This is a genomic window from Mesorhizobium sp. WSM4815 (genome assembly GCF_055811575.1).
Genome location: NZ_JBVVQS010000094.1, coordinates 1 through 25,588 on the forward strand (window position 1 = coordinate 1; position 25,588 = coordinate 25,588).

Below are 25,588 nucleotides of genomic sequence, written 5' to 3' on the forward strand. Positions count from 1 at the left end.
CCTACTGCCCTACTGCCCTACTGCCCTACTGCCCTACTGCCCTACTGCCCTACTGCCCTACTGCCCTACTGCCCTACACTCCGCATTTTAGGGGGTTACATCCGGCAAAACTCTTCCCTATAAGGCCCTCCTAGCCTGATACCAGAATCGCGAGCACAACCGGCCGGGTCTTCCCGTCCGGTTTTTCGTGCAAGCCGCCTGCCGAACGGACCCTCGATATGCCAAGACGCACCGACATCAAGTCGATCCTGATCATCGGGGCCGGCCCCATTGTCATCGGTCAGGCCTGCGAATTCGACTATTCCGGCACCCAGGCCTGCAAGGCGCTCAAGGAAGAGGGTTTTCGCGTCATCCTGGTCAATTCCAACCCGGCCACCATCATGACCGACCCGGAACTGGCCGATGCCACCTATATCGAGCCGATCACGCCGGAAGTGGTGGCCAAGATCATCGCCAAGGAGCGGCCGGACGCGCTGCTGCCGACCATGGGCGGCCAGACCGCGCTCAACACCGCCCTGTCGCTGCGCCGCATGGGCGTGCTCGAGCGCTACAATGTCGAGATGATCGGCGCCGACGCCACGGCAATAGACAAGGCCGAGGACCGGGCGCAGTTTCGCGAGGCGATGAAGAAGATCGGCCTGGAAACGCCGAAATCGATGCTGGCCAACGCCACCGACGTCAAGAACGCCGACCGCAAGACGCATGAGGCCGAACGCGCCGCGCTGAAGGCCGAGAAGCCCGAAAACCTCGACGCCGCGCTCGACGCGCTGGAAACGCGCTGGAACCTCGGCGAGGGCGACCGCAAGCAGCGCTACATCAGCCATGGCATGGCGATCGCCGCACAGGCGCTCGACCATGTCGGCCTGCCCGCCATCATCCGCCCGTCCTTCACCATGGGCGGCACCGGCGGCGGCATCGCCTATAACCGCGCCGAATTCTACGAGATCGTCCAGTCCGGCCTCGACGCCTCGCCGACCACCGAAGTGCTGATCGAGGAAAGCGTGCTCGGCTGGAAGGAGTACGAGATGGAGGTTGTCCGCGACAAGGCCGACAACTGCATCATCGTCTGCTCGATCGAAAACATCGACCCGATGGGCGTGCACACCGGCGACTCGATCACCGTCGCCCCTGCCCTGACCTTGACCGACAAAGAATACCAGATGATGCGCAACGCCTCGATCGCGGTGCTGCGCGAGATCGGCGTCGAGACCGGCGGCTCCAACGTGCAGTTCGCCGTCAACCCCGCCGACGGGCGCCTGGTGGTGATCGAGATGAACCCGCGCGTCTCGCGCTCGTCGGCTCTCGCCTCCAAGGCGACCGGTTTTCCGATCGCCAAGATCGCGGCAAAGCTCGCCGTCGGCTACACGCTGGACGAGTTGGAGAACGACATCACCGGCGGCGCCACGCCGGCCTCGTTCGAGCCGTCGATCGATTACGTCGTCACCAAAATCCCGCGCTTCGCCTTCGAGAAATTCCCTGGCGCCGAGCCGGTGCTGACCACGGCGATGAAGTCGGTCGGCGAGGTCATGGCCATCGGCCGCACTTTTCAGGAATCGCTGCAGAAGGCTTTGCGTGGGCTTGAAACCGGCCTGACTGGTCTGGACGAGATCGAAATCCCCGGCATCGCGCACGGCGCGGCCAGCCACGCCGACGACCGCAACGCCATTCGCGCTGCCCTCGGCACGCCGACGCCCGACCGGCTGCGCATGGTGGCGCAAGCGATCCGCATGGGCACCTCTCTGGAAGACGTGCACGCCATGTGCAAGATCGACCCGTGGTTCCTCGAACAGATCGCCGGCATCCTCAACATGGAAGCCCGCATTCGCGAGCACGGTATTCCCGAAGACGCCGCCAATCTGCGCATGCTGAAGGCGATGGGTTTTTCCGATGCCCGCCTCGCGTCCCTGGTCAGGAAAGACGTCGAAGAGGTTCAAAAGATACGCGAAAAGCTCGACGTTCATCCGGTTTACAAGCGCATCGATACTTGCGCCGCCGAGTTCGCCTCGCCGACCGCCTACATGTACTCGACCTATGAGGTGCCCTTCGCCGGCGCGCTCGCCAACGAAGCGCAAGTCTCGTCGCGAAAAAAAGTCGTCATCCTCGGCGGCGGCCCGAACCGCATCGGCCAGGGCATCGAGTTCGACTATTGCTGCTGCCACGCCGCCTTTGCGCTGCGCGACGCCGGCTTCGAGGCGATCATGGTCAACTGCAACCCGGAGACCGTATCGACCGACTACGACACCTCGGACCGGCTCTATTTCGAGCCGCTGACGCCGGAGGACGTTTTGGAGATCCTGCGCGCCGAGCAGGCGTCGGGCGAGCTGGTCGGCGTCATCGTCCAATTCGGCGGCCAGACGCCGCTGAAGCTGGCGGATGCGTTGGAGAAGGCCGGCATCCCAATCCTCGGCACTTCGCCCGACATGATCGATCTCGCCGAAGACCGCGACCGCTTCCAGAAGTTGTTGCACAAGCTCGGCCTCAGCCAGCCGAAGAACGGCATCGCCTATTCGGTCGAGCAGGCCCGCCTCGTCGCCGGCGAGCTCGGCTTCCCGCTGGTGGTGCGCCCGTCCTATGTGCTCGGCGGCCGCGCCATGCAGATCATCCACGACGAGAGCATGCTGCAATCCTATCTGCTCGACACCGTGCCCGGCCTGGTGCCGGAGGACATCAAGCAGAAATACCCCAACGACAAGACAGGCCAGATCAACACACTGCTGGGCAAGAACCCGCTGCTGTTCGACACCTATCTCTCGGGCGCCATCGAGGTTGATGTCGACTGCCTGTGCGACGGCAAGTCGACCTTCGTCTCCGGCATATTGGAACACATCGAGGAGGCCGGCATCCATTCGGGCGACAGCGCCTGCTCGCTGCCGGTGCATTCGCTGCCGTCGGAGCTCGTCGACGAATTGGAGCGCCAGACGGCCGCACTTGCCCGCGCGCTCAATGTCGGCGGCCTGATGAACGTGCAGTACGCGATCAAGGACGGCACCGTCTATGTGCTGGAGGTCAACCCGCGCGCGTCGCGCACCGTGCCCTTCGTCGCCAAGACCATCGGCCGGCCCATCGCGAAAATTGCCGCCCGCATCATGGCCGGCGAGAGCCTGGGAGACGCCTTCGCCCATTACGGCGCCATGCCCGACCCCAGAAATCCCGGCCATATCGCGGTCAAAGAAGCAGTGTTCCCCTTCGCCCGCTTCCCCGGCGTCGACATATTGCTCGGCCCGGAAATGCGCTCGACCGGCGAGGTCATGGGCCTCGACCGCGACTTTGCGCTGGCTTTCGCCAAGAGCCAGTTGGGAGCGGGTGTTGATCTCCCCCGCGCCGGCACGCTGTTCGTCTCGGTGCGCGACGAGGACAAGAAAGGCATCCTGCCGGCGGTCAAGCGCCTCGCCGGCCAGGGTTTCAAGGTAATGGCCACCTCGGGCACCGCCCGCTTCCTCGCCGAGAACGGCGTCGCTGCCGAGAAAATAAACAAGGTGCTGGAAGGCCGCCCGCACATCGAGGACGCCATCCGCAACCGCCAGGTGCAGATCGTCTTCAACACCACGGACGGCCAGAAGGCGGTGTCGGACTCCAAATCGCTGCGCCGCGCCACGCTGATGCAGAAGGTGCCGTATTACACGACGCTGTCCGGCGCGGCTGCGGTGGCTGAGGCAATTGCAGCGTTGAGGGCGGGGAGTTTGGAAGTGCGGCCGCTGCAGGAGTATTTTGCGTAGGCGACTAGCCAATCTCCCCCCAAGTGGGGGAGATGGCCGGCAGGCCAGAGGGGGGCGCTGTCCCGCGCACGTTGCGGCCATCGCACCGATCTGCACGTCAGCCGAGGAAACAAGGTCATGCAAGACCTTGACGAAAGGTCGCCCTCTGCCCGGCCCCGCTAAATCGGTCATCGCCTCCGCTCGCCTCAGTTGAGAAACCCAATAAACCGCCCGGCGAACAGCACCGACGTCCACAGCACCAGCGACAGCACCGCCAGCACAGGAGCGACCCCGCCGGCCGGCTCGTCGCCGTCTTTCGCGTGGCGCATGAAGGCAAAAAAATTGGCGCCGGCGAGGAGTATGAGCGTCATCTTGGTGAGGAAAATCGGCATCGCCGCATACTCCCTCGCCCTGATTGAAAACAGCAGCGACCCGGTGACAAGCGCGCCGGCGAACGCGGTAAATGCGGTGCGGCGCAGCAGCGTGACGAACGGCACGTACGGCAGCGAGCGGAAGGCGCCGAGGATCCTTAGGTCCATGAGCCAGACGCTGGTCAGCAGCGCACCGATCGACATGATGTGCAGCGCATTGACTATGGGATAGGCGACGAAGGAGGCCTTCAGCCCCCTTACGATGGCGAGTTGCTCGATGCCGGCGAGGAACTCGTCCATTCAAGCCGGCGGCACGCGGTCGGGGTAGACGTCATAAGCCTTGCCGTTGACGATGACGCGGGCTGCTTTCATCCACTTCTCGGTCTCGTCGCGCGAGCGGTGGCCGATCGCGGTCACCTCGTCGCCGACCTTGGCGACCTCCTCGGTGAAGCCGGCGGCAATGGTACGGGACGGCGGCGCCAAATCCACCCGCCAGGCCTCTCCGTCGGCGTCGACATCCAATGTGGCGTGCGGATTGCCGATATAGATGGCTGTGATCTTGCCCCGGAGCTCAAAAAACCCATCCTGGGTCCACGACCAGCCGTGATGGGCGTAAGCTGCGGTGCCAGCGGCAAGGATCACTGCCGCTGCCAGCGTGACGCTCCGAATCCCGTTGAAAGGTGACTGCATCGCTCGCCTCCTCGGCTCATCCCGCCAATCGAGAGTAGGTCACGGCGCGGCAACGTCAAATCACATCGGTGCGAAGGGCATCGGCCACGCGATCGATTGTCGAAGCCGGCACGCCGCCCCTGACCCCCCTGCCGGGCACCACACGTCAAACATTCCGCAGCAGGCGCCGCCGGCGAAGCTGCCGATCTCCCCCCTTGCGGGGGAGATGCCCGGCAGGGCAGAGGGGGGTACTGTCCCTCCGACCTGTCAACCGATTATAGCCACGCCCTCAGGCTGTTTCCGGTTGGGAATGGGTTAAAATCGAGAGGTGGCGATCCTTCCCCCCTCTGTCCTGCCTGACATCCTCCCCCAAGCGGGGAGATCGGATGCCGCGCTGGCTTTCGCCAACCACCAACGCTGAAAGGCAGGGCGGTGAGCGGCAGCGCCAACCCGAAGCGATTGCCCTGCGGAATGAACGGTCCGGTCTTGCTTATGACATCCATGCACGCCATGTTCGGCCCCTACCGCCGCTCTTCTTCTCCATCGGATGAAGGTCGGAGACTCACACCTGAACGAGGCAAATTATGAGCAGTATGAGAGACCGTCAGGAAGGCTTCGAAAAGAAGTTTGCGATGGACGAGGACACGAAGTTCAGGGCCATGGCGCGCCGCAACAAGCTGCTCGGCCTATGGGCCGCCGAAAAGCTCGGCAAGTCAGGCGAGGACGCCGACGCCTATGCGAAAGAGGTGGTGCGCGCAGACTTCGAAGAGGCCGGGGACGACGACGTGTTGCGCAAAATACGCGCCGATTTCGACGCTGCGGGCGTCGCCCAGTCGGATGTTCAGATTCGCGGCGTCATGAACGACCTGCTGGCGACGGCTGTCGAGCAGATCAAAAACAGCTGAGAGAGCGCCAACTTAAAGCGTGTCGCGACGTGCTTTAAGTTCTCGTTTATGCGTTTCCCAAAACCGCTGGGCATCTCGGGTCAGGCCCAGGGTCAGGCCCGAGGGGCATGCGTTTGGGTGACGACATGCATTAGCTGTGTGCTGCCACCAGATCCTTTAGGCGCTCTTCGTGCATCCGCAGCGTCGGTAGCGTCTTCTTGGCGAATTCCTTCAGCGCCGGGTCTTCACCCGACTGCGCATAGGTTGAAAACAGCGCCAACGCCTGCTTGTGCGCCTCGGTCTGCAGGAGGATGAATTTCGCCTGGAATTCATCGCCATCAAGGTTCTTGAGCTGGTCCAGCATCGCCTGGTCTTTCGGCAGCAAAGCCGGGCCGCTCGCTGTCACCGAGGCCGTGATCTGGCTCTGTTCGAGAGCTGCCTTGAAATCCTCGCCAGCCTTGGTGTGATCCCTAACCATCAGCGAGGCGAAATCCTTCACATCGGCGGCGACATTCTTTTGTTCGGCCAGCTTGCTGCTTTCAATCTCGAACCGGTTGGCGCTGGGGACGGTTGTGGAGAAGGTCTCGGTGTCGATCTTGGTTTGGCCGACAGCAGGTATATCGGCCGGCGTGGCGGATTGGGCTAGGGCCGCCGGCGCGCCGGCAAGCAAGGCGACCATGGCAAGCGTGAGATTTGTTTTCACAGGAAATCTCCGAGTTTGTGATCCTCGGAGAGTCCAACGCGACACCAGCGGCGAAGTTGCGCCTTCCTTCTCCCCTTTGTGGGAGAAGGTGGCCGAGCGAAGCTCGGTCGGATGAGGGGTGTTCCAGCTTGGCGGTACACTTGATGGAGCAGCCATCCGCGCAGAGACGGTGCACATTTGCCAACGCCTCATTTCTTCCAGCACCCCTCATCCGTCTCGGCGCTACGCGCCGATCCACCTTCTCCCACAAGGGGAGAAGGCAAGGACCCACTCAGTGGCAGCACGCGCCGTTATATTGCAACTGCTCGTCCCAGTTCGGCCGGCCCTCCGGTGTGAAATCCATCAGGTTCCACAAGGGCTCGCAAGTGCCGATGGCGCGCGGGTCCTGACCGGGTTCGGACGGCGCGAAGCCAAGCTCCGAGCTCCAGAAATGCCGGATGCCGTCGGCGTCGCGATGGAATACCGAAAGCATCGGCAACTGCGCGCCGTCGTCGGCCTCGGCGTGGTAGTCGCGCTTGAAGCTGTTGCCGGCCGAGGAGAGCAGCCGCATGTTCGTCCAGCCGCGATCGCGGCCAAGCGTGATCAGGTTTTCAAGCGCGGTCTTGCCCACAACCGCGAAATTGAAGCCGGCGGCCTCGAGATGGCCGATGGCGCCGTCGAACTGGTCGAGCAGCGCCGTGCAGGACGGGCATGGCTGGTCGGCCCGCGCGAGCTTGGCCGTGCCGCCGCTTGTCGCCACGTCGCGCGTCTCCTGCGGGTGGCGCGGAAACATCATCGAGTAGACGATCAGCGTGTCCTTGCCGGGTGAAAACAGCTTAGACAGTTTTATGCGGGCTGGCTTGCCGTCGGCGCCAAGCCCGTCGAACACATAATCCTGAGGCACCAGCCCGCCCGGCGGCAGTGCACGGCGGGCGACGGCCACATCCTCCATGGCGCGGCGCAGCTCGATTTCCTTTTGCAGCAGCGTTTCGCGGGCGGCGCGATATTCAGCGGATTCGTTGGGAAAGGTGATCATCGTCATCTCCATCAGCCGTGCTTGTGGCGGCGCGCGCCCTATGCGGCAGCGCACCTTGCCTCTCAAGGACGCATCGCGAAGCAGGGTTCCGACATTTTGCGCGCCTAACTCGGCGATGAGGCCTTAACGGCTCCGTCTTAGCCAGCGACAGAGGCTACTGCGGCGGCACTGGGCAGCTCGTATCGCCCTCCTGGCAGTTGAGATAGCCCTGAAAATCCTTCAGCCTGATGTTGGTGAGGCTCGCCTTGCAGCCGGCTATGACCATCGGATACATGCTGCCTGCCATATCGGTCGGGCCGCCCTGGAAAGCGCATTCGGCATCGCGAAAGGCGACCCAGGCGCGCTGCGCGCCGACCAGCAGCTTCTTCGTCGCAGCGTCGTCCTTCAGCCTGCCCTCGATCTGCCTGTAGGCGTGGTTGAGCTTCTTGTCGGCTTCGGTGAACGACTTGCCGGCGCATTCGTTCATGGTCGCCTGGTCGTCCTGTGCGTCGGCGCAATCGTCGGCGCGCGCGACGCCCGCAAGAAGCGGAAGGGCGAGGATCACCAGACCGGTTTTGGCCAGACCCGGTTTGAAAAGTAAAAGCCGCATCGTGTTTCTCCGGTTTAGGTCGAGACCCCGCCCGCGGCACGAAAGCCGCAGGATCGCAACTTAACTTCTGAACGGTTGCCGGCAAGATGCAGCCTGCCGCCTTGGTGGACACTTCGTTTCCGCACAATGCTCGCTGATCGGCTTCGCCAACCGCTCCTCACCCCGCCCAGTCGACTTCGAACATCCCCAGCCGCTCGTAAAGCCTGACCGCGGCAGCATTCTCAACCGTGTTGGTTTTGAGATCGACATGCGCAGCGCCGCGTGCCTGAAAGGTGGTGAAGACGTGCCACATCAGCGCTTCGGCGATGCCTCGGCCGCGCGCCTCGGGGTGGACGGCAAGGTCTTTCACGAACGCCCTCGTCCAGCACAATGCCGCGCCTGCCAGCCGACCCTTGCTGTCGATGACCAGGAAACACAAGGCAGGGTCGAATTCCGCGTCGCTTGAAATACGCGGCCACCATTCGTCGAACGGCCCGTCGGCGCCATCGTCGAAGACGGTGGTCAGCAGCGTATGCAAAGCCAGCGCGTCGGCGGCCTCAAAACCGCGCATGACAAAACTTTCCGGCCAGCGCGGCGGGGCGAGCGTGTCGTCGAGGATCTTGCGCAGCCTTATGTCGTTCGGCGCCGGCGGGCGCGGCTCAGGCATGGCGTTCAGGCATCCGGCTGCAGGCGACGCCGACTGCGGTCGCGGCCCAGGCCGGTTTGTTCCAGCATGCCCTTGCGCTTGGCGTCGTAATAATAGCCGCTCTGGTAGAGCCGATCGGCGCGCTTGGCGTTGCCGCCGGCCACCAGCCAGGCGCCACGCAGATATTTCACCGCATATTTCAGATTGGTCTCGGCGTCGAACAACCCGCTCGCCGGCCCGTCATAGCCCATGCCGCGCGCCGTCGCATGCTTGATCTGCATCAGCCCCCAGTGGCCGCGATTGTAGGCCTTGGGATTGAAGGTGCTCTCGCGCTTGACGACGCGGCGCACCAGATCGACCGGAACCTGATAGAGGACGGCATATTTCTCGATCAGCCGCTCGATCTCGCCGCGCGGTCCCGCGGAATACTGTTTGGCAGGGCTGGTCGAAAGCAGGGCGGACGGATTCTCAGGCAGGGTGTAGGCGACCTGCTGGACGCCTGGCATCGTCTTGCCTGTCTCGCCGGTGACCGGCATCGCAACGGCGGCGGTCGCATAGACAGGCGCTGTGCCGGCTGGCGCGGCATCGGCCGTCATGACTGAAGGTGCAGTTGCGGCCAACGGGGTCGGGCCGGCAAAGGCCGCTGGCTGGACAGGCGTCGCGGCGGGATCGACGGCCAGCGCCGCGGTCTGGACGGGCGTGACGCCGGACGATTCCGGCAGCACCGAAACCGTGTCGGGCAGCGCCAGCGCATAGCCGGCATCGCTATCAGCTGCGGCGGTTTCAGTCAGGGAAGGCACGGCCTTGGTCTGCGATGTCGAAGTGCAGCCGCTGAGACCGGCCGCAGCGAGCATCACGCCGATCGCGGGAAAGATGATTTTTGCTGGCAAGCCGCGCTCGGGTCCGGTTCGTCTGTTAAGAAGTCCTTACACCACCGCCTTTCCCCCGGCAATCCGCAGCCAGTTGGGATTTCCAATGGTTTTCGGGTGGCAACAGACCCCTGAGAATGCGATATCTCGTTCTCGATATGTACTTGATTGCCATTCGTTCCCAGGGAAAGGAGCACATCATGGAAGACACCTCTCAAGCCATCGCCGGCTACGCCGTCTTCGAAACCGTGATCGGCTTCATCGGCATCGCCTGGAGCGAGGCCGGGCTGACGAGGCTTTGCCTGCCCCAGCGCAGCCGCGACGCGGTGGAACGGCGGTTGCTGCGCCATGCCGGCAACGCCGCTTCGAGCGCCCGACCGCAATGGGTTGCCGAGCTGATCGCGTCGATAAAGGCCTATGCCGCCGGCGAGGACGTGGATTTCTCCGGTGTGCCGGTCGATCTCACCGGTGTCGACGATTTCCGCCTCGCAATCTACGACGCGGCGCGCAAGCTCGCCTATGGCGAGACCACCACCTATGGCGAACTGGCCAGGCGCGCCGGCCATGCCGGGCTGGCGCGAGAGACGGGCGCCGCGCTCGGCGCCAACCCGGTGCCGCTGGTCATCCCTTGCCACCGCATTCTTGCCGCCGGCGGCAAGATCGGCGGTTTTTCAGCGCCAGGCGGCTCGACCACCAAGGAGAAGATGCTGACGATCGAAGGCGTGCGCGTCGGTCCGCCGCCGCCGGCGCAGGTCTCTTTTGGATTTTGAGGCCGGCATTGCTAGTCCGGAAAGATGCGCCGGCGGAAATGCCGGTCTGTTTCCACGCGCTTGCACTTGTAGACGATGCAGGAGTTGGTATCGGCGCTCGGCACCGAAGCGCGTGCCCTGACCTCGCCCATGTTGCAGAAACTCTGGCTCCGCACATAACGGTCGTAGAGCGGCAGCCCCGGCGTGCGCGTCGACTGATAACGCAGGATGACGGCGCCTTCCCGTGCGATCGTCGCGCGCACCGTGCCGCAGCTCATGCGGCTCGGGTCATAGCGCGAGATCGCCTGCGCCTCTGCAGCCATCAGCGTCAGGCAGGCGGCAAACAGGACAGTTTTCATGGTCCTCTCCCCATGCAGGACCGGACGCCCGGAGGCGGCACGATCCTTCCCCGCAGCGTGCGCGATAGGCCATGCGACCCGGCGCAACGCCCGACGTTCAACGCTTTCACGCGATTGGGGCGGCCATTGGGCAGCGCCGCATCAGCGCCTTTTTTCGTGCAGTCTTGTTTTTTGCGGAGAAGCGGACTATATGAGGTCCATTGATATTTCGGCCGATCGATCCGGGCCTCGCGATATTCGCGTTTGCTGACGTCTATCTCCAAAATCTCGATACAAACCGGCTGGACTTCGGTTCAGTCAAGCTAAAGCAAGCGTATAAGGACTATCGAAATGGCAACAGGTACGGTCAAGTGGTTTAATTCCACCAAGGGTTTCGGCTTCATCCAGCCTGACAGCGGCGGCGCGGACGTTTTCGTCCACATCTCCGCAGTCGAGCGCGCTGGGCTGTCGACCCTGGTCGAAGGCCAGAAGATCAACTTCGAGATCGAGCAGGACCGCCGCACTGGCAAGTCGTCCGCTGGATCTCTGAGCAAGGCAGCCTGATTTTGCGAATGGCGCGCGCCGGGCGATAGCTCGGGGCGCGCGGCAAGTCACGGATGTACTGACGGTCGCGCGAGAAGCGCGCCGGAGCGGAAAGAACCCGACAAGCCGAAGCAGCAGATTGCTGCCGGCCCGGCCAAAGCGCTCCCGATCAGGCTACCAAGCATGGGAAGGCGGGATTTTGTCCCGCCTTTTTGCTGTCCGGATTTCCGGATGAAACAGCTACCTTGGCCTTATTGTGCCAACCATGGTATTTTTAGGCGATGAGCAAGCTTGAACAGATTGAGAAATCCGTCGCCGAACTGAGCCCTGAGGAACTGAAGGCATTTGCCGCCTGGTTCGAGGCACTGAAAGCGGAGATGTGGGATCGGCAGATCGAAGCCGACGCCAAGGCTGGCAGGCTGGATAAACTTGCCGAGCAGGCCTTGGCCGACCATCGCGCCGGCCGGACCCGGTCTTTGTGAATCATGTCGCCACTCCCTTATTCTGGGAGGCTTATGCAAAACTGCCCTCATCGATCAGAGCAAAGGCGGACAAACGTTTCGCCAAGCTGCGTTCTGATCCGTTTCACCCGTCGCTGCATTTCAAACAGGTCGGACGCTATTGGTCGGCGCGGGTTGATCTCAACTACCGCGCCGTAGCTGTCCGTGACCACGATGACGTTGTCTGGTTTTGGATCGGCACCCACTCCGAATATGACCGGCTCCTGAAGTAGCCGTAAGGACAGAACTACCCCAGCCACTCCATCGGCACATGCCCAGGATCAGTCTCGACCCGTTTCAGCCAGGCCGCCACCGCCGGGTAGGCGTCGAGCTGAAAACCGCCCATCTCGGCCGTATGCGTATAGGCGTAGAGCGCGATGTCGGCGACGCTCAAGGCCTCGCCGGCAAAGAACGCATTGCCCGCCAGATGCTTGTTCATCACGCCGAGCGCCTTGTTGCCGCGCTCCAGCGTCAGCGCCAGCCGTTCCGGCGTCGCGTCCTTGGCCCGTTCGGGAAAGGTCAGCAGCGCCTTGCGCACCGCGATATAGGGTTCGTGGCTGTACTGCTCGAAGAACAGCCATTGATAGGCCAGTGCCCGTTCGTATTTGTCGGCCGGCAGCAACCGCGTGCCTTCGGCGAGATAGAGCAGAATGGCGTTGGATTCGGCAAGCCGCCGGCCGTCGTCGAACTCGAGCAGCGGCACCATGGCGTTCGGGTTCTTGGCGACATAGTCTGGCTTGCGCGTGTCGCCGGTGTGCGAACTGACCTCGACATTGGTGAAAGCGATGCCGAGCTTGGCCATCAACAGGCGCGGCTTGTAGCAATTGCCGCTGTCGATCATTCCATAGAGTATGGTCATTCTTGCTCCCATCGCCGCTCCCCTCGGCGGAGCCGCCTTTACCGGCAATTATCCTGGCAGCGACGGCTTCATCCAGTGATTTGTTTTGGCGCAACCATCAGCGCCGGTGATAGATCACCCAAACAACGGCACGACGTTGTTGGCCATGCCAAGCAGCCTGTCGATGGGCAGCGGCTCCTCGTCGAAGACCGTGCCGGCCAGCGCCGGCCGGGCAAGGTAAAATCCTTGCATCAGGTCAACGCCGCCGTCCAGCGCGACGCGCAGATGCGTGGCTTGCTCGATGCCTTCGACCAGCACTTTGGCGCCGCGGTCATGCAGCGCGGAGACCAGCGGCCGGAAAAACCGTTCGGCGGCGGCATGGCGGCAGAATTCCGCGAACCAGGTGCCGTCGATCTTGACGATGTCGGGCTGGACAAGGGCGACCCGTTCTTCCGTCGAATGCCCGGTGCCGAAATCGTCGATGGCGATGCGGATGCCGTCACGCCGCATCTCGCGCGCCAGGCTGACGAGCACCTTGTCTTCAGACGCCTGCTCGGTGATCTCGCAGACCAGCATGCCGGGGTGCAGGTCGAACTCGGCGAGACGCCTGGTCATCAGCCTGATTTCTGCCAGCGCTCGCCCGGGGTCATCATTGATCAGCGGATTGTAGTTGAAGAACAGGTCGAGCCCGCCGACGCCGATGTTGCGGAAATTCCTGAGATGCAGTACCCGGCACATCGTCTCGACGAACAGGCGATCCGCCACGGGGATGCCCTCGAAGAATACGCGCGGCGCGACCGGCCTGCCGGCGCGGTGCGGCTCGATCAGGCCTTCGACGGCGACGGCCTTCAAAAACCTGCCACGCGGCGCAAAGATCGGCTGGTAGGCGCTCCTCAGCCGGAACGCGCCATAGACGCCATATTCGATCCCGACTTCGTCGGCAAAGATTGCCTCGCCGACATTGCGCCGCCTGTCGGGCCGCCCGGTCATGGCACCACCTTGCGCCCGAAAGCCCGTTTCGGCCGCGGCGAAGGCGAGACGGTCGCAGGCGCCGCGCCGGCGTCAGGCGCCGTCACCGGCATCTGCCTTTCCTTGCCGAAGACTTGGCTTTCGTTGCCGAAGACGTGAAAGCTGGTCGGTGCAAGCTCCGGGCGCGCCAGCGCAAATCCCTGCACCATCGAGGCTCCCGATTTCTCGGCCAGTTCAAGCTGCCAGCCCTCCTCTATGCCCTCGAACACGGTGCGGATGCCTTGCTGTTCGAAACTTGCCACCATGGCGGTCAGCAGCGCGAAGCCGGCGCCGGACTCCATCAGTTGCATGATCCAGTTGGCGTCGAATTTGACGATGTCAGGCCTGAGCTCCTTGATCCGGTTGATGTCGGACTCTTCGGCGCCGTAGTCGTCGACCGCGATGCGAAACCCGTTGGCCCTGAGCGCCCCGACGAAATTGTAGAGCGTTTCCTGCGACGCCGACTTTTGCTCGGTCACCTCGCAGACGACGCGGTTCGCATCGATCCCGGCCTCATGCAGCACCAGCCGCATGTCGCGCAGCGCACTGTCGGCGATGCTGCGATCGGTGAACACCGACGGATCGAAGTTGATGAAAATGAATGCCTCCTGCGGCAGGCAGGCGCCGGCGTTCAAAAGGTGCAGCGTCCTTGTCAGCGCCTCGATATGCAGGCGGTCGACCGTCGGACAGGCGTTGAAAAAACTCACCGGCGTCTGCGGCTCGGCGTCGCGGAACGGCCGGATCAGGCCCTCGAATCCGGTGATGGACAATTTGCCGTTGCTGAAGGCAAAAATCGGCTGGAAGGCGCTTTGCAGCGTATAATTGCCCCAGACACCGCTGGCGGTGCCGTCATCGTGGCGGACGATATGGGCAAGCCCGATGCTGCGCGACACGGTTCCTCCCGTTGCGAGACTGGTGGAATGGGTCGTGATCCAGCCAACCGGAGTTTTACCGCGTGTAAGTGAATTTATTGTTGCCGGATTTGCCGGGGATTTGAGGTCTGGCTCATCCGACAATGCTTGCGCTTGGCGGGATGATGCGACATGAGAGACGCCGCGGTCGGATGGACCGCCTGGCCCTACAGGAGACAACGCCGTCATGGCCTTTCTTGCCGACGCCCTTTCCCGCGTAAAGCCTTCCGCGACCATCGCAGTGACGCAGAAAGCGCGCGAGCTGAAAAACGCCGGCCGTGACGTGATCGGGCTGGGTGCCGGCGAACCGGACTTCGACACGCCGGACAATATCAAGAACGCTGCGATCGAGGCCATCCGCCGCGGCGAAACGAAATATCCTCCAGTTTCCGGCATCGTGCCGCTGCGCGAGGCAATCGCCCAAAAATTCAAGCGAGAGAACAATCTCGATTACCGGCCGGAGCAGACCATCGTCGGCACCGGCGGCAAGCAGATCCTGTTCAATGCCTTCATGGCGACGCTGAACCCCGGCGACGAGGTCATCATTCCCAGGCCGTACTGGGTCAGCTATCCCGAGATGGTAGCGATCTGCGGCGGCACCCCGGCATTTGCCGACACCTCCATCGACAACGGCTTCAAGCTGACGGCGGCGGCGTTGCAAAAGGCGATCACGCCGCGCACCAAATGGTTGTTGATGAACTCACCGTCGAACCCGTCGGGCGCCGCCTACAGCGAGGCTGAGTTGCGCGCTCTGGCCGACGTGCTGCTCGAACACCCCAATGTCTGGGTGCTGACCGACGACATGTACGAGCACCTGATCTACGGCGATTTCGTCTTCACGACCATCGCCGAGGTCGAGCCGAAGCTTTATGAGCGCACCCTGACCATGAACGGCGTGTCGAAGGCCTATGCGATGACTGGCTGGCGCATCGGCTACGCGGCCGGGCCGCTGGCGCTGATCAAGGCGATGGACATGATCCAGGGCCAGCAGACCTCCGGCGCCTGCACCATTGCCCAGTGGGCATCGGTCGAGGCGCTGAACGGTCCGCAGGATTTCATTGCGAAAAACAAGGCGATTTTCCAGGCTCGGCGCGATCTCGTCGTGTCGATGCTCAATCAGGCGCGCGGCATCACATGTCCGTCTCCCGAAGGGGCTTTCTACGTCTATCCGTCCTGTTCCCAGTTGATCGGCAAGAAGACCAAAGCCGGCAAGCTGATCGACAGCGACGAAGCCTTCTGCTCGGAACTGCTCGAGGCCGAGGGCGTGGCGGTCGTGTTCGGTTCGGCATTCGGCCTCGGCCCGAACTTCCGCATCTCCTATGCCACGTCGGAGGCGTTGCTCGAAGAGGCCTGCGCCCGCATCCAGCGCTTCACCGCCTCGCTGACCTGATCAAGCGCATCTCGAACACCAAAACCCGGCTCGCAATCGGGTTTTGGCGGTCGGCGCCAGCCTCATCCCTGGCGACTGTGATTGGTTTCGCGCGCCGAACGAGCCTCGGCCGGCGCCAGAATGGCGGCCAGAAGCCCGGCCGTGACGAACGAAACGATGGCGGCCGTCAGCATCGCCGCATGGAAGCCCCCGGCATAGGCGGCTGCGAACAGATCGCGCAGGCCGTCCTTGCCCATCGCCGCATCGGCTGCGAAATGGTGCCTTGAAACCGCGGCGCGGGCCACCGCTCCGGCATTGGCGACACCGGCATTTTCAAGATGCGCCGTCAGCAGGGCTGTTGCCCGCATGCTCATCAAGGCGCCGAGCAGGGCGATGCCGATGGCGGTGCCGCTCTGGCGGGTTGCGTTGATCACCGCCGACACCATGCCCGAACGCTCGCGCGGCGCAAACGACATCGCGGCAGCGCTGCCGGTCGGGATGGACAGCGCATTGCCGAGACCGCCGACGGCAAACAGCAGGCCGATCGTCACATAGGGTGTCGAGGGTCCAACCCAGTACATGCCCAGCATGGAAAGACCGCTCGAAAGATAGCCCGATGTCATCAGCGCCGAGTGTCCGTAGCGCTGACTGAGCCTGCCGATCGCCGGCGACACGACCATTTGGACAAGGAACAGCGGTGCCATGCACAGGCCGGCCTGTGTCGGCGACCAGCCCTGTGCCTGCTGCAGGAACATCGAATAGAGGAAGACGCTGGTGTAGGAGGTGAGGCCGAGCGCGAACGAGGCGACATTGGCGACGGCGAAGCGAACGTCGCGGAACAGGCCAAGCGGCAGCATCGGCCGCGGCGTGCGTGCCTCGAAGACAAGGAAAGCCACCAGGCCGGCGAAGCCGACGACAAGGGCGATAACAGCCTCTCGATCGCCCCAACCTTTTTCGCCTGCCGATATCAGGCCGAAGGTCAAGGCGCCCAGCCACAGAATGCTGAGCGCCAGGCCGACAAGGTCGAGATGGGCATGCTCGGGGTGTGAAGTCTCTACGATCGAAGCCGCACCGAGCGCGATCGTGGCCAGGCCGAGCGGCAGGTTGATCAGGAAAATGCTCTGCCATCCGGCGGTTTCGACCAGGATGCCGCCGACGACCGGGCCGGTGAGCAGCGAGACGGCTGCGAACGACGCCCAGCCTCCGATGACGCCGGCACGCTCGCGACCGTCGGGAAACGCCTGCGTCAGAATCGACAGCGCACCCGGAATGATCAGCGATCCGGCTATCCCCTGCACCACCCGGCCCACCAGCAGCACCGACAGGTTGGGCGCGATTGCACATATGGCAGAGCCAGCCACGAAGATGCCGATGCCTGCCAGCCAGGAGCGCTTGCGCCCGTAGCGGTCGCCGATCAGGCCTGCCGACAGCATGAAGGCCGACAGGCAAAGCGTGTAGGCGTCGATCACCCATTGCAGCCCGGCGAAATCGATGCCGAGCGCAATCTGGATCGTCGGCAGGGCGACGTTGACGATGCTGATGTCGAGCAGTGCGACGAATGTGCCGAGATAGACTGCGGCAACAAGAGGCAAGCGACGGTTCGACATGAAACCCAAACCTGAGCGTGGAAATCACCTACAATGATCAGACGCGACCAATGATCAGACGCGACGCGCTTTTAGGTCCGATCAACGCCGCCATACTGCTCGTCGGTCACCGTCTCCAGCCAGTCGGCATGGACGCCGTCGAGCGCCTCCTGCATGGCGATATGGGCCATCGCCGATTTTGGACCGGCGCCGTGCCAATGCTTTTCGTCAGGCGCAAACGAGATGACGTCGCCGGCCCTGATTGCCTGTATCGGCTCGCCCCAGCTTTGCGCCAGGCCGGCGCCTGACACGACATAGAGCGTCTGGCCCAGCGGATGCGTATGCCAGTGGGTACGCGCGCCGGGCTCGAAACCGACCATGATGGCGCGTAGCCGCGCCGGCGCTTCCTTCTCGATGATCGGCGTCTGCCACACGCGGCCGGTGAAGTACTTTTCCGGCGCAATGACGGTCGGCACGCTGCCGCAAGCAATGATCTTCATCGTCGCAAAGTCCTCAGGCTGATGGCGGATCGGTCGGCGACGATCCGCTCCTTTTTCTCGCAGGAAGCGGCACTTTCATCCGATAACCATTATGGCGCAACCGCTTTTGCTGCCGTTCGGCGACCTGTCACGGCATTGACGGAAAGCCCAGACCCGCGATCGACGCTTCGCCGATCATGGCTCAACATCCGCGACATCAGGCGATCCCCCGATTCTCAAGTCACCCGATTCTCAAATCACTTGCCCTCCCGCCTAACCCGTGGGACGATGCCTTTGGGTAGGCGGCAAACTGAAAAAGCCCCGCCCGCGACGGTCGACAGGCCGGCCGCCGCTCCCAGGGAAACGCCTGAGTGGAGGTCAGTCATGGGAACTCGCGCCGGAGGACGACGCACGGGACCGAAATGCATTGCCATCGTCGGTCCCTTTGCAAGCGGTAAGACGACACTTCTCGAAGCCATATTGGCCCGTACGGGCGCCATCCCCCGCCAGAATCCGGTCTCCTCGGGAAACACAGTTTCCGATCATTCGCCCGAGGCACGCGCCCACGCCATGAGCGTTGAGGCGACGTTTGCCACCATCGACTTCATGGGCGAGCAACTCACCTTCGTCGATTGTCCCGGCTCCATCGAATTCTCCTTCGAGGCAGAGCCGGTTCTGGCCGCCTGCGACCTCGCCGTGGTCGTCGCCGAAGCCGACGAGAAGAAGATCCCTGCCCTGCAGCTGATCATGCGCAAGCTCGACGATCTCGGCGTGCCGCGCATCATGTTCCTCAACAAGGTCGACAAGGCGATATCAGGCGTGCGCGACACGCTGAAGATGTTGCAGCCGGCGAGCTCGGTGCCTTTGCTGCTGCGCCAGATTCCGCTGCGCAAGGACGGCGTGGTGATCGGCTCGATCGATCTGGCGCTGGAGCGCGCCTACATCTATCGCGAATATGCCGAAAGCGAAGTCGCCCAGATTCCCAGCGACGACAAGGCGCGCGAGCTCGAAGCGCGCTTTTCCATGCTGGAGACGCTCGCCGACCATGATGATCAACTGATGGAGCAGCTGCTCGACGAAATCGAGCCGCCCAAGGACGCCGTCTTCGACGACCTGGCCGCCGACTTGCGCGATGGTGCCGTGACGCCGGTGCTGATCGGCACCGCCGAGAAGGGCAATGGTGTGCTGCGGCTGCTAAAAACGATCCGCCACGACGCGCCCGATGTTGAAGCAACACACAAGCGCCTCGACGCACCTGATGGCAATGCGACCGTGGTCCAGGTGATGAAGACCATCCACACCGCGCATGGCGGCAAGCTGTCGATCTCGCGCATCCTGTCCGGCCAGCTTGCCGACGCCTCCGAGCTCTTCCTTTCGAACGGCGCGACGGCAAAGGTCTCCGGCATCTACAGAATGCTCGGCAAGGACCAGACCAAGCTCACCTCGGCCCCGGCCGGCGACACCGTCGCGCTCGGCAAGATGGACGAGGTCACGACCGGTCAGACCTTGAGCTCGGTCAAGGGCGGCATCAACCCCTTGGTCACGCTGACGCCGCCGCAACCGGTCTTCGCCTTTGCGTTGCGACCGAAGGAGCGCAAGGACGAGGTCAAGATGTCGGCGGCCATCCAGCGCCTTGCCGAGGAAGATCCCTCGCTCAGCGTGCGCCACAATCAGGATTCGGCCGAAACCGTGCTGTCGGGCCATGGCGAAATGCATCTGCGTGTCGTGCGCGAGCGGCTGGAGGGCAAGAACCAGATTCCGGTCGAAGGCCATCCGCCGGCCGTGCCTTACCGCGAGACGATCCGCAAAGCGGCGCAGCAGCGTGGCCGTCACAAGAAGCAGTCGGGCGGCCATGGCCAATTCGGCGACGTGGTGATCGAGATCAAGCCGCTGCCGCGCGGCTCCGGTTTCCAGTTCACCGACACCATCACCGGCGGCGCCGTGCCGAAAACCTATATCCAGTCGGTCGAGGCCGGCGTGCGCGATTATCTGAAATCGGGCCCGCTCGGCTTTCCAGTGGTCGACGTCGCCGTCAACCTGTCCGACGGCTCCTATCATTCCGTCGATTCGTCGGACATGGCCTTCCAGATGGCGGCAAAGCTGGCGATGAAGGAAGGCATGGCCGCCTGCTCGCCGGTACTGCTTGAACCGATCATGAAGGTGGAAATCGTCACGCCGTCCGACGCGACATCGAAAATCATCGCCCTGATCCCGCAGCGGCGCGGCCAAATCCTCGGCTATGATGCGCGGCCCGGCTGGCCGGGATGGGATGTCGTCGAGGCGACCATGCCGCAGGCCGAGATCGGCGATCTGATCATCGAGCTGCGTTCGGCCACCGCGGGCGTGGCCAGCTATCGTGCCAGCTTCGACCATATGGCCGAACTCACCGGCCGCCTGGCCGACGAGGCGTTGAACGCCAATGGCAAGGCCGCCTGACACTTGAACTTGGCGTCAGTCAGGCCGCAGAACACAAGGAAACGGCGTCCGGACATGATCCGGACGCCGTTCTCTTGCGGACCGTCTTCGTGGGAGGCGAAATGGCAGGTCCGCCGCACATGCCGCCAACGCTTGACAGCCTCAGCGGAAGAATAGTTCGGACGCGGTAGCCGCCTGAGCCCGGATCGTCCGAGTGATGCCCCCATCTCCCGCACGAACCACACCGCGTCCTATGATCTACTTAGTCGATGCTGCGCGCCTGCGACATGTTACCTGAGGTTACATGTCACTGTTACATGACAATTTCGGTCGGCTTTGCGTCAGCGCCGGCAGGGTTCGGGATACAAAAAAGCCGGATCAACGAAGATCCGGCTGAGTTTGATTGGAAGTGCCTGTTAAGGCTAACCTCCAGAGGGGAACACTCGAGGGCGCTAATGGGAGGAGAACGCGCCCAGGAGATGATCCATATATGTGCTCATCATGCCCAAGAAACAAGCATCTATTTTGCAACACTCGCATGCAAAATGACACAGGCTGTGGTCTAAGCCGTTGCTTGGCCTCGTAGGACCAGAAGAATCGCGAAATGCGGTGCGCAGCCAGTCAAGAATCACTGCGAAATAGCGAACCAGCGCCGATTTTCGGTCCAGAACGCAGAAAACAACGAATGATGGCGAATCAGGCAGCGCGCGTTTATTTTTGCGGCAGACATTATTTTTGGGGCAGACATGCATCGGCCCGAAAAATCGCGACCAAGGAAGCCCCGATGAGGACCCGTCAGGCGATCGCCGGCAGCGCGCTGTTCTTCATCGCAGCGCCCGGTGTGGTTGCGGGATTGCTGCCTTGGCTGTTGGCCGATCGCTATCGTCTGCCATGGTCGACCCTGCCCGGCCTGGTCCCGGTCGGCTGGTTACTGATTGTCGTTGCAACGGCATTGCTGTTTCATGCCTTTGGCCGTTTTGCTCTCGAGGGCCTCGGCACGCCCGCTCCGGTCGCGCCAACCGAGCGACTGGTTGTCGGCGGCATCTACCGCCATGTCCGCAACCCGATGTATGTGGCCGTGCTGGCGATCATCCTTGGCCAGGCGCTGCTGTTTTCGAGCGCGGCTCTCGTCGCCTATGCCGCTATCGCCGCCGTCGCCATGGTCTCGTTCGTGAAGTTCCATGAGGAACCGACGCTTGCCCGCCGCTATGGAGCCGAGTACGAGGCCTACCGCCATGCCGTTCCAGGCTGGCTCCCTCGCTTGACGCCATGGCGCGGCCAGTAAGGGATCGTCCGCGATGCAAGCAGGAAGCGATTTGCAGAAAGGATCCGTTCAGAACGACCAGCTTCGCGCCTTGGCGATGATGAAATCGCGGAAGACGTGCAGCTTCGCCTGGTTCTTCATCGCATCGGGATAGGCGAAATAGGTGTCGAAGGACGGCACTTCGGTTTCCGGCAGCAACTGCACCAGCCCTGAATCCTTGCTGACCACATAGTCGGGCAGCATGGCGATGCCGGCGCCACCCTGGACCGCGCGTTTTATCGACAAGATGTCGTTGATCTGCAGCGTCGGCACCCGTTGCCCGCCTTCGAAATCGCCGACCGTTTCCAGCCAGTTCAACTCCGACAGATGCGCCGGCACCGGCACGCCGAAGGTGACGATGCGATGGCTCTTCAGCTCGGCGATCGATGCCGGCTTGCCATATTTGTTGACGTAGGAAGGGGCGGCGTAGAGATGGAAATGCACCGTGAACAGGCGGCGCTGGATGAGATCGGGCTGCTGCGGCTGGCGCAGCCGGATCGCGCAGTCCGCCCGGCGCATGGTGAGGTCGAGTTCCTCGTTCGCCAGGATCAGCTGCAGGCTGATCTCGGGATAGAGCTCGATAAATTCCTGCACGCGCTCGGTCAGCCAGCCGGCACCGAGCCCCACTGTGGTCGTCACCCTGAGCACGCCGGAGGGCCGGTCCTTGGCCTCGGTCAGCCGCGACTTGATCGTCTCCAGCTTCATCAGCACGTCATGCGCCGTGCGGAACAGCATCTCACCCTGCTCGGTCAGCACCAGGCCGCGGGCATGGCGATTGAACAGCGGCACGCCGACATCATGTTCGAGCGCGCTGACCTGCCGCGAGATCGCCGATTGCGACAGATGCAGTGTCTCGGCGGCGTGGGTGAACGACCCAGCTTCCGCCGCAGCGTGAAACACGCGTAGCTTGTCCCAGTCCAACGCCATGATGCCCCCATTCTGTTTTCTGGCGTCTGAATGAAAAATCAGGCTTTTGCACGGCTTTTCTCGGCCGCTTGTTTACTCCGCAGCTTCGCGGTGAACTTCGATCCCGGCGAGGTACTTTTCCGCCTCGAGCGCGGCCATGCAGCCGAGCCCCGCCGCCGTCACCGCCTGGCGGTAGATGTCGTCGGTCACGTCGCCGGCGGCGAACACGCCCGGCACGTCGGTGCAGGTCGAATCCGGCGCCGTCCACAGATAGCCGTTCGGCTTCTGCTTCAGCTTGCCGGCGAACAATTCGACCGCCGGCGCATGGCCGATCGCCACGAACACGCCGTCGACCATCAGATGCATCTCCTGGCCGGTCACCAGATTGCGCAGCTTCAGTCCTTCCACCGACGGCGGCAGCGGCATCTTGCCGGCCTGACCGGTGATCTCGTCGACGACGGTGTCCCAGATGACGCGGACATTATCCTTCTTGAACAGCCGCTCGCTCAGGATGCGCTCGGCGCGGAAGTCGCTGCGTCGGTGGATGACCGTCACGCTCTTGGCCAGGTTGGAAAGGTAAAGCGCCTCCTCCACCGCCGAATTGCCGCCGCCGATCACCGCGACATCCTTGCCGCGATAGAAGAAGCCGTCGCAGGTGGCGCAGGCCGATACGCCGAAGCCCATAAAAGTCTGTTCGCTCGGGATGCCCAGCCATTTCGCCTGCGCACCGGTGGCGATGATCAGCGCGTCGGCGGTATAGGTGGCGCCGGAATCGCCCTTGGCACGGAACGGCCGCACATTGAGGTCGACCTCGGTGATGATGTCGTTGATGACGTCGGTGCCGACATGCTCGGCCTGTTTCAGCATTTGCTCCATCAGCCACGGACCCTGGATCGGATCGGCGAAGCCCGGATAGTTTTCGACATCGGTGGTGATCATCAACTGGCCGCCCTGTTGCAGGCCGGCGACCAGCATCGGCTTCAGCATGGCGCGGGCGGCGTAGATTGCCGCCGTATAGCCGGCGGGACCGGAGCCAATGATGAGAACGGGTGCGTGCTTGGACGTCATATCAGGGCTTTCACAACAACCGGACGCGAATGAAGCGTCCGGCACAGGGATCGATTTCCGGCCTAATCTAGGTGTTGCGGGCGACGCCAGCAAGACGACCTCGCCTTCGTCCCCGGAAAGCTTCCCCGCAAACAGACGATCCATGAACATCTTGCGCGGGCGACTGTGCCAAAATCAGCGACTGAAGGGATGGAATGGACACCAAAGTCGTTTACAAAATCACGAAAGATTCTTGCGTGAAGCGCCGAAGGTATCCATGCCGCTCAAAGCCGATCTCGATGCCATCGACTGGAAGATCCTGCGCGAGCTTCAGCACGACGGGCGCATGACCAATGTCGAATTGTCCGGCCGCGTCGGCATTTCGGCGCCGCCGTGCCTGCGTCGCGTCAGGCGCCTGGAAGAGACCGGCATCATCCGCGGCTATCGCGCCTTGCTCAATGCGCCGGCGCTCGGCCTGGACGTAGTCGCCTTTTGCCTCATCGGCCTGCATCACCAGTCCGACGCGGAACTGAAAAGCTTCGCCGAACGCACCCGCGGCTGGCCGATCGTTCGCGACGCCTGGATGGTGTCGGGCGAATCCGACTTCTTGCTGCATTGCGTGGCGAGCGACCTCGGCGCCTTCCAGACCTTCGTCATCGAGGAACTGGCCTCGGCGCCGAATGTCGACACGGTGCGGACGGCACTGACCATCCGTCGCGTCAAGGACGAGGGCCTGGTGGCCTTCCCGGGTTGAACTGGGGTGGCAGGGCAATCGCCGATCTCGGCGCCGCCCCTCATCCGCCTGCAGTCTCGACACCAATTCTGCAGCGTTGCTGATTGGCGAAACCGTTGATGACAGCATCTTTCTCCCCGTCACTATACGGGGAGAAATGCCCGGCAGGCGGATGAGGGGCAGCGCCGAGACCGGCAATTGGCCTGAAGCGACTACCCTGACCTGGACGGATTAAGGCCAAAGCGCCTCGACCGCCGCCAGCAGCACACTCAGGTCGCTATGGTCGCGCAGCGGCAGAACCGAAAATCCTCGCTCGCTGGACGCGTCGCCGTCGATCAGCCAGCCGCGCGACAGGCCGGCGCGTCGCCCCGCCTCCATGTCGGCCGGCTTGTCGCCGACGATGAGTGAACGCTGGAGATCGAGGCGGAGGCGCCCGGCGGCCTCGATCAGCATGCCCGGATTGGGCTTGCGCATCGGATGCTCGGCAATGGCAAGCGGCCCACTGCCTGCCTCGTGATACGCGCAGGCAAGCACCATGTCCACGAACGCGCCCTGATCGCGCAGCAGTTCCACAACCCGGCCGTTCACGTTGGCGAAAACACTCCAGTCAAAATACCCGCGCGCGATGCCGGACTGGTTGGTCACCACGACGACAGGGATTCCGGCCCGGTTGGCGGCAGCGATCACTGGCGCGATATCTTCGCGCAGCACGATGTCAGCCGGATCGCTGGGGTAGTCGGTGTCGACATTTATGGTGCCGTCGCGGTCGAGGAACAGCGCCGGCATACGCTCGGGAAAAATCTTATCGCCGATCCTCTCCACCCACAGACCCGGCTCCATCAGCGGGTGCGGATTCACCGCCCTGTCAGCCATCACAGAGGCGCGCTTCGACCATTTCGCACAGATGATGATAGAGACACAGATGCCCCTGCTGGATGATCGGCGTCGAGGTCGAGGGCACGTTGAGCAGGATATCGGAGAGCGGCTTGAGCTTGCCGCCGCTGTCGCCGGTCAGGCTGATCACCGTCATGTCCATCATGCGCGCCTGTTCGGCGGCGGCGAGGATGCTGGGCGAGTTGCCGCTGGTCGAGATGGCGAGCAGCACGGCGCCCGCGGCACCATGCGCCTCGACCTGGCGTGAAAACACCGTGTCGAAGCCGTAATCATTGCCCCAGGCGGTCAGCACCGCCGCATTGGCCGGCAGCGCGATGACGTTGTAGGCCTTGCGCTCCTTCAGGAAGCGGCCGACCAGTTCGCCGGCGATGTGAATGGCGTCGCTGGCCGAGCCGCCATTGCCGCAGATCAGCAGCGCCTTGCCCTGCGAAAGCGCGGCCACGACGGCGGTAACCGCCCGCTCCATCTCGCTGGTGAGGTCGCGCTCGACCATTGCGGTGATCGCGGCCGCCGAGCGGACCAGATAATCGTTCAGTTCGGACATGAAAA

27 protein-coding genes are annotated in these 25,588 nt (G+C 63.1%); 10 read left to right on the top strand and 17 right to left on the bottom strand.

What is annotated here, in order from left to right:
• The first annotated feature begins 218 nt into the window (after nucleotides 1-218).
• Nucleotides 219-3,716: a carbamoyl-phosphate synthase large subunit gene (gene carB, locus AC0L2B_RS16020; protein ID WP_473746029.1), complete on the top strand. Its 3,498-nt coding sequence runs from the start codon at nucleotides 219-221 to the stop codon at nucleotides 3,714-3,716.
• Nucleotides 3,717-3,901: 185 nt separating this feature from the next.
• Here carB and AC0L2B_RS16025 read toward each other — a convergent pair whose 3' ends face one another.
• Nucleotides 3,902-4,366, bottom strand: coding sequence for a hypothetical protein (locus AC0L2B_RS16025; RefSeq protein ID WP_473746030.1), 465 nt, complete (start codon nucleotides 4,364-4,366; stop codon nucleotides 3,902-3,904).
• Nucleotides 4,367-4,756: a DUF6152 family protein gene (locus AC0L2B_RS16030; protein WP_091595020.1), complete on the bottom strand. Its 390-nt coding sequence runs from the start codon at nucleotides 4,754-4,756 to the stop codon at nucleotides 4,367-4,369.
• Nucleotides 4,757-5,319: 563 nt separating this feature from the next.
• On the opposite strand from AC0L2B_RS16030, the gene AC0L2B_RS16035 reads away from it, so the two are divergent.
• Complete coding sequence (locus AC0L2B_RS16035; protein WP_031255188.1) at nucleotides 5,320-5,640, top strand: DUF1476 domain-containing protein; 321 nt, start codon at nucleotides 5,320-5,322, stop codon at nucleotides 5,638-5,640.
• Nucleotides 5,641-5,770: 130 nt separating this feature from the next.
• Here AC0L2B_RS16035 and AC0L2B_RS16040 read toward each other — a convergent pair whose 3' ends face one another.
• The 5 genes from AC0L2B_RS16040 to AC0L2B_RS16060 all read right to left on the bottom strand — a co-directional run bounded on the left by AC0L2B_RS16040 (nucleotide 5,771) and on the right by AC0L2B_RS16060 (nucleotide 9,441).
• Entirely contained in the window at nucleotides 5,771-6,526 is a 756-nt protein-coding gene (locus AC0L2B_RS16040; protein WP_473746031.1) for a DUF4142 domain-containing protein, read from the bottom strand.
• A gap of 67 nt (nucleotides 6,527-6,593) precedes the next feature.
• Nucleotides 6,594-7,337, bottom strand: a complete 744-nt coding sequence (locus AC0L2B_RS16045) for a DUF899 family protein (RefSeq protein ID WP_473746032.1) — start codon at nucleotides 7,335-7,337, stop codon at nucleotides 6,594-6,596.
• A gap of 154 nt (nucleotides 7,338-7,491) precedes the next feature.
• Nucleotides 7,492-7,926: a lysozyme inhibitor LprI family protein gene (locus AC0L2B_RS16050; protein WP_473746033.1), complete on the bottom strand. Its 435-nt coding sequence runs from the start codon at nucleotides 7,924-7,926 to the stop codon at nucleotides 7,492-7,494.
• Nucleotides 7,927-8,083: 157 nt separating this feature from the next.
• Entirely contained in the window at nucleotides 8,084-8,572 is a 489-nt protein-coding gene (locus tag AC0L2B_RS16055) for a GNAT family N-acetyltransferase (RefSeq protein ID WP_287223650.1), read from the bottom strand.
• 5 nt (nucleotides 8,573-8,577) lie between these two features.
• Entirely contained in the window at nucleotides 8,578-9,441 is an 864-nt protein-coding gene (locus AC0L2B_RS16060; protein WP_473746034.1) for a transglycosylase SLT domain-containing protein, read from the bottom strand.
• Between the two features lie 179 nt (nucleotides 9,442-9,620).
• On the opposite strand from AC0L2B_RS16060, the gene AC0L2B_RS16065 reads away from it, so the two are divergent.
• Nucleotides 9,621-10,190, top strand: a complete 570-nt coding sequence (locus tag AC0L2B_RS16065; protein WP_473746035.1) for a methylated-DNA--[protein]-cysteine S-methyltransferase — start codon at nucleotides 9,621-9,623, stop codon at nucleotides 10,188-10,190.
• 11 nt (nucleotides 10,191-10,201) lie between these two features.
• Here AC0L2B_RS16065 and AC0L2B_RS16070 read toward each other — a convergent pair whose 3' ends face one another.
• Complete coding sequence (locus AC0L2B_RS16070; protein ID WP_287253656.1) at nucleotides 10,202-10,528, bottom strand: hypothetical protein; 327 nt, start codon at nucleotides 10,526-10,528, stop codon at nucleotides 10,202-10,204.
• 330 nt (nucleotides 10,529-10,858) lie between these two features.
• Between AC0L2B_RS16070 and AC0L2B_RS16075 the strand changes: the two genes are divergently transcribed.
• The 3 genes from AC0L2B_RS16075 to AC0L2B_RS16085 all read left to right on the top strand — a co-directional run bounded on the left by AC0L2B_RS16075 (nucleotide 10,859) and on the right by AC0L2B_RS16085 (nucleotide 11,783).
• The gene (locus AC0L2B_RS16075; RefSeq protein ID WP_023678332.1) at nucleotides 10,859-11,071 is read left to right on the top strand and encodes a cold-shock protein; all 213 of its coding nucleotides are present in this window, start codon (nucleotides 10,859-10,861) and stop codon (nucleotides 11,069-11,071) included.
• Nucleotides 11,072-11,331: 260 nt separating this feature from the next.
• Nucleotides 11,332-11,532: a hypothetical protein gene (locus AC0L2B_RS16080; protein ID WP_023799785.1), complete on the top strand. Its 201-nt coding sequence runs from the start codon at nucleotides 11,332-11,334 to the stop codon at nucleotides 11,530-11,532.
• Nucleotides 11,529-11,783 (top strand): type II toxin-antitoxin system RelE family toxin, encoded by a 255-nt coding sequence (locus AC0L2B_RS16085; RefSeq protein ID WP_023799786.1) that lies wholly within the window; start codon nucleotides 11,529-11,531, stop codon nucleotides 11,781-11,783. The genes AC0L2B_RS16080 and AC0L2B_RS16085 overlap by 4 nt, the downstream gene beginning before the upstream one ends.
• Nucleotides 11,784-11,797: 14 nt before the next feature.
• On the opposite strand, the gene AC0L2B_RS16090 is transcribed toward AC0L2B_RS16085, so the two are convergent.
• The 3 genes from AC0L2B_RS16090 to AC0L2B_RS16100 all read right to left on the bottom strand — a co-directional run bounded on the left by AC0L2B_RS16090 (nucleotide 11,798) and on the right by AC0L2B_RS16100 (nucleotide 14,289).
• Nucleotides 11,798-12,409, bottom strand: a complete 612-nt coding sequence (locus AC0L2B_RS16090; RefSeq protein ID WP_473746036.1) for a glutathione S-transferase family protein — start codon at nucleotides 12,407-12,409, stop codon at nucleotides 11,798-11,800.
• A gap of 114 nt (nucleotides 12,410-12,523) precedes the next feature.
• Nucleotides 12,524-13,378, bottom strand: coding sequence for an EAL domain-containing protein (locus tag AC0L2B_RS16095; RefSeq protein ID WP_473746037.1), 855 nt, complete (start codon nucleotides 13,376-13,378; stop codon nucleotides 12,524-12,526).
• Nucleotides 13,375-14,289 (bottom strand): EAL domain-containing protein, encoded by a 915-nt coding sequence (locus AC0L2B_RS16100; RefSeq protein WP_473746038.1) that lies wholly within the window; start codon nucleotides 14,287-14,289, stop codon nucleotides 13,375-13,377. The genes AC0L2B_RS16095 and AC0L2B_RS16100 overlap by 4 nt, the downstream gene beginning before the upstream one ends.
• Nucleotides 14,290-14,494: 205 nt before the next feature.
• On the opposite strand from AC0L2B_RS16100, the gene AC0L2B_RS16105 reads away from it, so the two are divergent.
• On the top strand, nucleotides 14,495-15,697 hold the full coding sequence (locus AC0L2B_RS16105; protein ID WP_473746039.1) for a pyridoxal phosphate-dependent aminotransferase: 1,203 nt from the start codon (nucleotides 14,495-14,497) through the stop codon (nucleotides 15,695-15,697).
• 62 nt (nucleotides 15,698-15,759) lie between these two features.
• Here the strand turns inward: AC0L2B_RS16105 and AC0L2B_RS16110 are convergent, their stop codons facing one another.
• Nucleotides 15,760-17,283, bottom strand: coding sequence for a DHA2 family efflux MFS transporter permease subunit (locus tag AC0L2B_RS16110; RefSeq protein WP_473746040.1), 1,524 nt, complete (start codon nucleotides 17,281-17,283; stop codon nucleotides 15,760-15,762).
• Between the two features lie 71 nt (nucleotides 17,284-17,354).
• Nucleotides 17,355-17,762, bottom strand: coding sequence for a (R)-mandelonitrile lyase (locus AC0L2B_RS16115; RefSeq protein ID WP_091595004.1), 408 nt, complete (start codon nucleotides 17,760-17,762; stop codon nucleotides 17,355-17,357).
• 363 nt (nucleotides 17,763-18,125) lie between these two features.
• Here AC0L2B_RS16115 and AC0L2B_RS16120 point away from each other — a divergent pair, with 363 nt between their 5' ends.
• Both AC0L2B_RS16120 and AC0L2B_RS16125 read left to right on the top strand, forming a co-directional pair.
• Nucleotides 18,126-20,177 (top strand): elongation factor G, encoded by a 2,052-nt coding sequence (locus AC0L2B_RS16120; protein ID WP_473746042.1) that lies wholly within the window; start codon nucleotides 18,126-18,128, stop codon nucleotides 20,175-20,177.
• A gap of 763 nt (nucleotides 20,178-20,940) precedes the next feature.
• Nucleotides 20,941-21,441: a methyltransferase family protein gene (locus tag AC0L2B_RS16125; protein WP_473746044.1), complete on the top strand. Its 501-nt coding sequence runs from the start codon at nucleotides 20,941-20,943 to the stop codon at nucleotides 21,439-21,441.
• Between the two features lie 48 nt (nucleotides 21,442-21,489).
• Here AC0L2B_RS16125 and AC0L2B_RS16130 read toward each other — a convergent pair whose 3' ends face one another.
• Complete coding sequence (locus AC0L2B_RS16130) at nucleotides 21,490-22,386, bottom strand: LysR family transcriptional regulator (protein WP_023799796.1); 897 nt, start codon at nucleotides 22,384-22,386, stop codon at nucleotides 21,490-21,492.
• 72 nt (nucleotides 22,387-22,458) lie between these two features.
• A complete protein-coding gene (gene trxB, locus AC0L2B_RS16135) occupies nucleotides 22,459-23,433 on the bottom strand; it encodes a thioredoxin-disulfide reductase (protein WP_473511232.1) in 975 nt (324 codons plus the stop codon).
• A gap of 256 nt (nucleotides 23,434-23,689) precedes the next feature.
• Between trxB and AC0L2B_RS16140 the strand changes: the two genes are divergently transcribed.
• Nucleotides 23,690-24,166, top strand: a complete 477-nt coding sequence (locus tag AC0L2B_RS16140; RefSeq protein ID WP_473746045.1) for an Lrp/AsnC family transcriptional regulator — start codon at nucleotides 23,690-23,692, stop codon at nucleotides 24,164-24,166.
• A gap of 210 nt (nucleotides 24,167-24,376) precedes the next feature.
• Here the strand turns inward: AC0L2B_RS16140 and AC0L2B_RS16145 are convergent, their stop codons facing one another.
• Both AC0L2B_RS16145 and AC0L2B_RS16150 read right to left on the bottom strand, forming a co-directional pair.
• Nucleotides 24,377-25,018 carry a D-glycero-alpha-D-manno-heptose-1,7-bisphosphate 7-phosphatase gene (locus tag AC0L2B_RS16145; protein ID WP_473746046.1) on the bottom strand — a complete coding sequence of 214 codons (642 nt, stop codon included), beginning with the start codon at nucleotides 25,016-25,018 and terminating at the stop codon, nucleotides 24,377-24,379.
• Nucleotides 25,011-25,583, bottom strand: coding sequence for a D-sedoheptulose-7-phosphate isomerase (locus AC0L2B_RS16150; protein WP_287075229.1), 573 nt, complete (start codon nucleotides 25,581-25,583; stop codon nucleotides 25,011-25,013). The genes AC0L2B_RS16145 and AC0L2B_RS16150 overlap by 8 nt, the downstream gene beginning before the upstream one ends.
• Nucleotides 25,584-25,588: the final 5 nt, after the last annotated feature.

Bases quoted from the DNA above. Each gene is read 5' to 3' on its own strand.
- carB (WP_473746029.1), top strand. From the start codon at position 219: ATGCCAAGACGCACCGACATCAAGTCGATCCTGATCATCGGGGCCGGC.
- AC0L2B_RS16025 (WP_473746030.1), bottom strand. From the start codon at position 4,366: ATGGACGAGTTCCTCGCCGGCATCGAGCAACTCGCCATCGTAAGGGGG.
- AC0L2B_RS16030 (WP_091595020.1), bottom strand. From the start codon at position 4,756: ATGCAGTCACCTTTCAACGGGATTCGGAGCGTCACGCTGGCAGCGGCA.
- AC0L2B_RS16035 (WP_031255188.1), top strand. From the start codon at position 5,320: ATGAGCAGTATGAGAGACCGTCAGGAAGGCTTCGAAAAGAAGTTTGCG.
- AC0L2B_RS16045 (WP_473746032.1), bottom strand. From the start codon at position 7,337: ATGATCACCTTTCCCAACGAATCCGCTGAATATCGCGCCGCCCGCGAA.
- AC0L2B_RS16050 (WP_473746033.1), bottom strand. From the start codon at position 7,926: ATGCGGCTTTTACTTTTCAAACCGGGTCTGGCCAAAACCGGTCTGGTG.
- AC0L2B_RS16055 (WP_287223650.1), bottom strand. From the start codon at position 8,572: ATGCCTGAGCCGCGCCCGCCGGCGCCGAACGACATAAGGCTGCGCAAG.
- AC0L2B_RS16065 (WP_473746035.1), top strand. From the start codon at position 9,621: ATGGAAGACACCTCTCAAGCCATCGCCGGCTACGCCGTCTTCGAAACC.
- AC0L2B_RS16070 (WP_287253656.1), bottom strand. From the start codon at position 10,528: ATGAAAACTGTCCTGTTTGCCGCCTGCCTGACGCTGATGGCTGCAGAG.
- AC0L2B_RS16075 (WP_023678332.1), top strand. From the start codon at position 10,859: ATGGCAACAGGTACGGTCAAGTGGTTTAATTCCACCAAGGGTTTCGGC.
- AC0L2B_RS16080 (WP_023799785.1), top strand. From the start codon at position 11,332: ATGAGCAAGCTTGAACAGATTGAGAAATCCGTCGCCGAACTGAGCCCT.
- AC0L2B_RS16090 (WP_473746036.1), bottom strand. From the start codon at position 12,409: ATGACCATACTCTATGGAATGATCGACAGCGGCAATTGCTACAAGCCG.
- AC0L2B_RS16095 (WP_473746037.1), bottom strand. From the start codon at position 13,378: ATGACCGGGCGGCCCGACAGGCGGCGCAATGTCGGCGAGGCAATCTTT.
- AC0L2B_RS16105 (WP_473746039.1), top strand. From the start codon at position 14,495: ATGGCCTTTCTTGCCGACGCCCTTTCCCGCGTAAAGCCTTCCGCGACC.
- AC0L2B_RS16110 (WP_473746040.1), bottom strand. From the start codon at position 17,283: ATGTCGAACCGTCGCTTGCCTCTTGTTGCCGCAGTCTATCTCGGCACA.
- AC0L2B_RS16115 (WP_091595004.1), bottom strand. From the start codon at position 17,762: ATGAAGATCATTGCTTGCGGCAGCGTGCCGACCGTCATTGCGCCGGAA.
- AC0L2B_RS16120 (WP_473746042.1), top strand. From the start codon at position 18,126: ATGGGAACTCGCGCCGGAGGACGACGCACGGGACCGAAATGCATTGCC.
- AC0L2B_RS16125 (WP_473746044.1), top strand. From the start codon at position 20,941: ATGAGGACCCGTCAGGCGATCGCCGGCAGCGCGCTGTTCTTCATCGCA.
- AC0L2B_RS16130 (WP_023799796.1), bottom strand. From the start codon at position 22,386: ATGGCGTTGGACTGGGACAAGCTACGCGTGTTTCACGCTGCGGCGGAA.
- trxB (WP_473511232.1), bottom strand. From the start codon at position 23,433: ATGACGTCCAAGCACGCACCCGTTCTCATCATTGGCTCCGGTCCCGCC.
- AC0L2B_RS16140 (WP_473746045.1), top strand. From the start codon at position 23,690: ATGCCGCTCAAAGCCGATCTCGATGCCATCGACTGGAAGATCCTGCGC.
- AC0L2B_RS16145 (WP_473746046.1), bottom strand. From the start codon at position 25,018: ATGGCTGACAGGGCGGTGAATCCGCACCCGCTGATGGAGCCGGGTCTG.
- AC0L2B_RS16150 (WP_287075229.1), bottom strand. From the start codon at position 25,583: ATGTCCGAACTGAACGATTATCTGGTCCGCTCGGCGGCCGCGATCACC.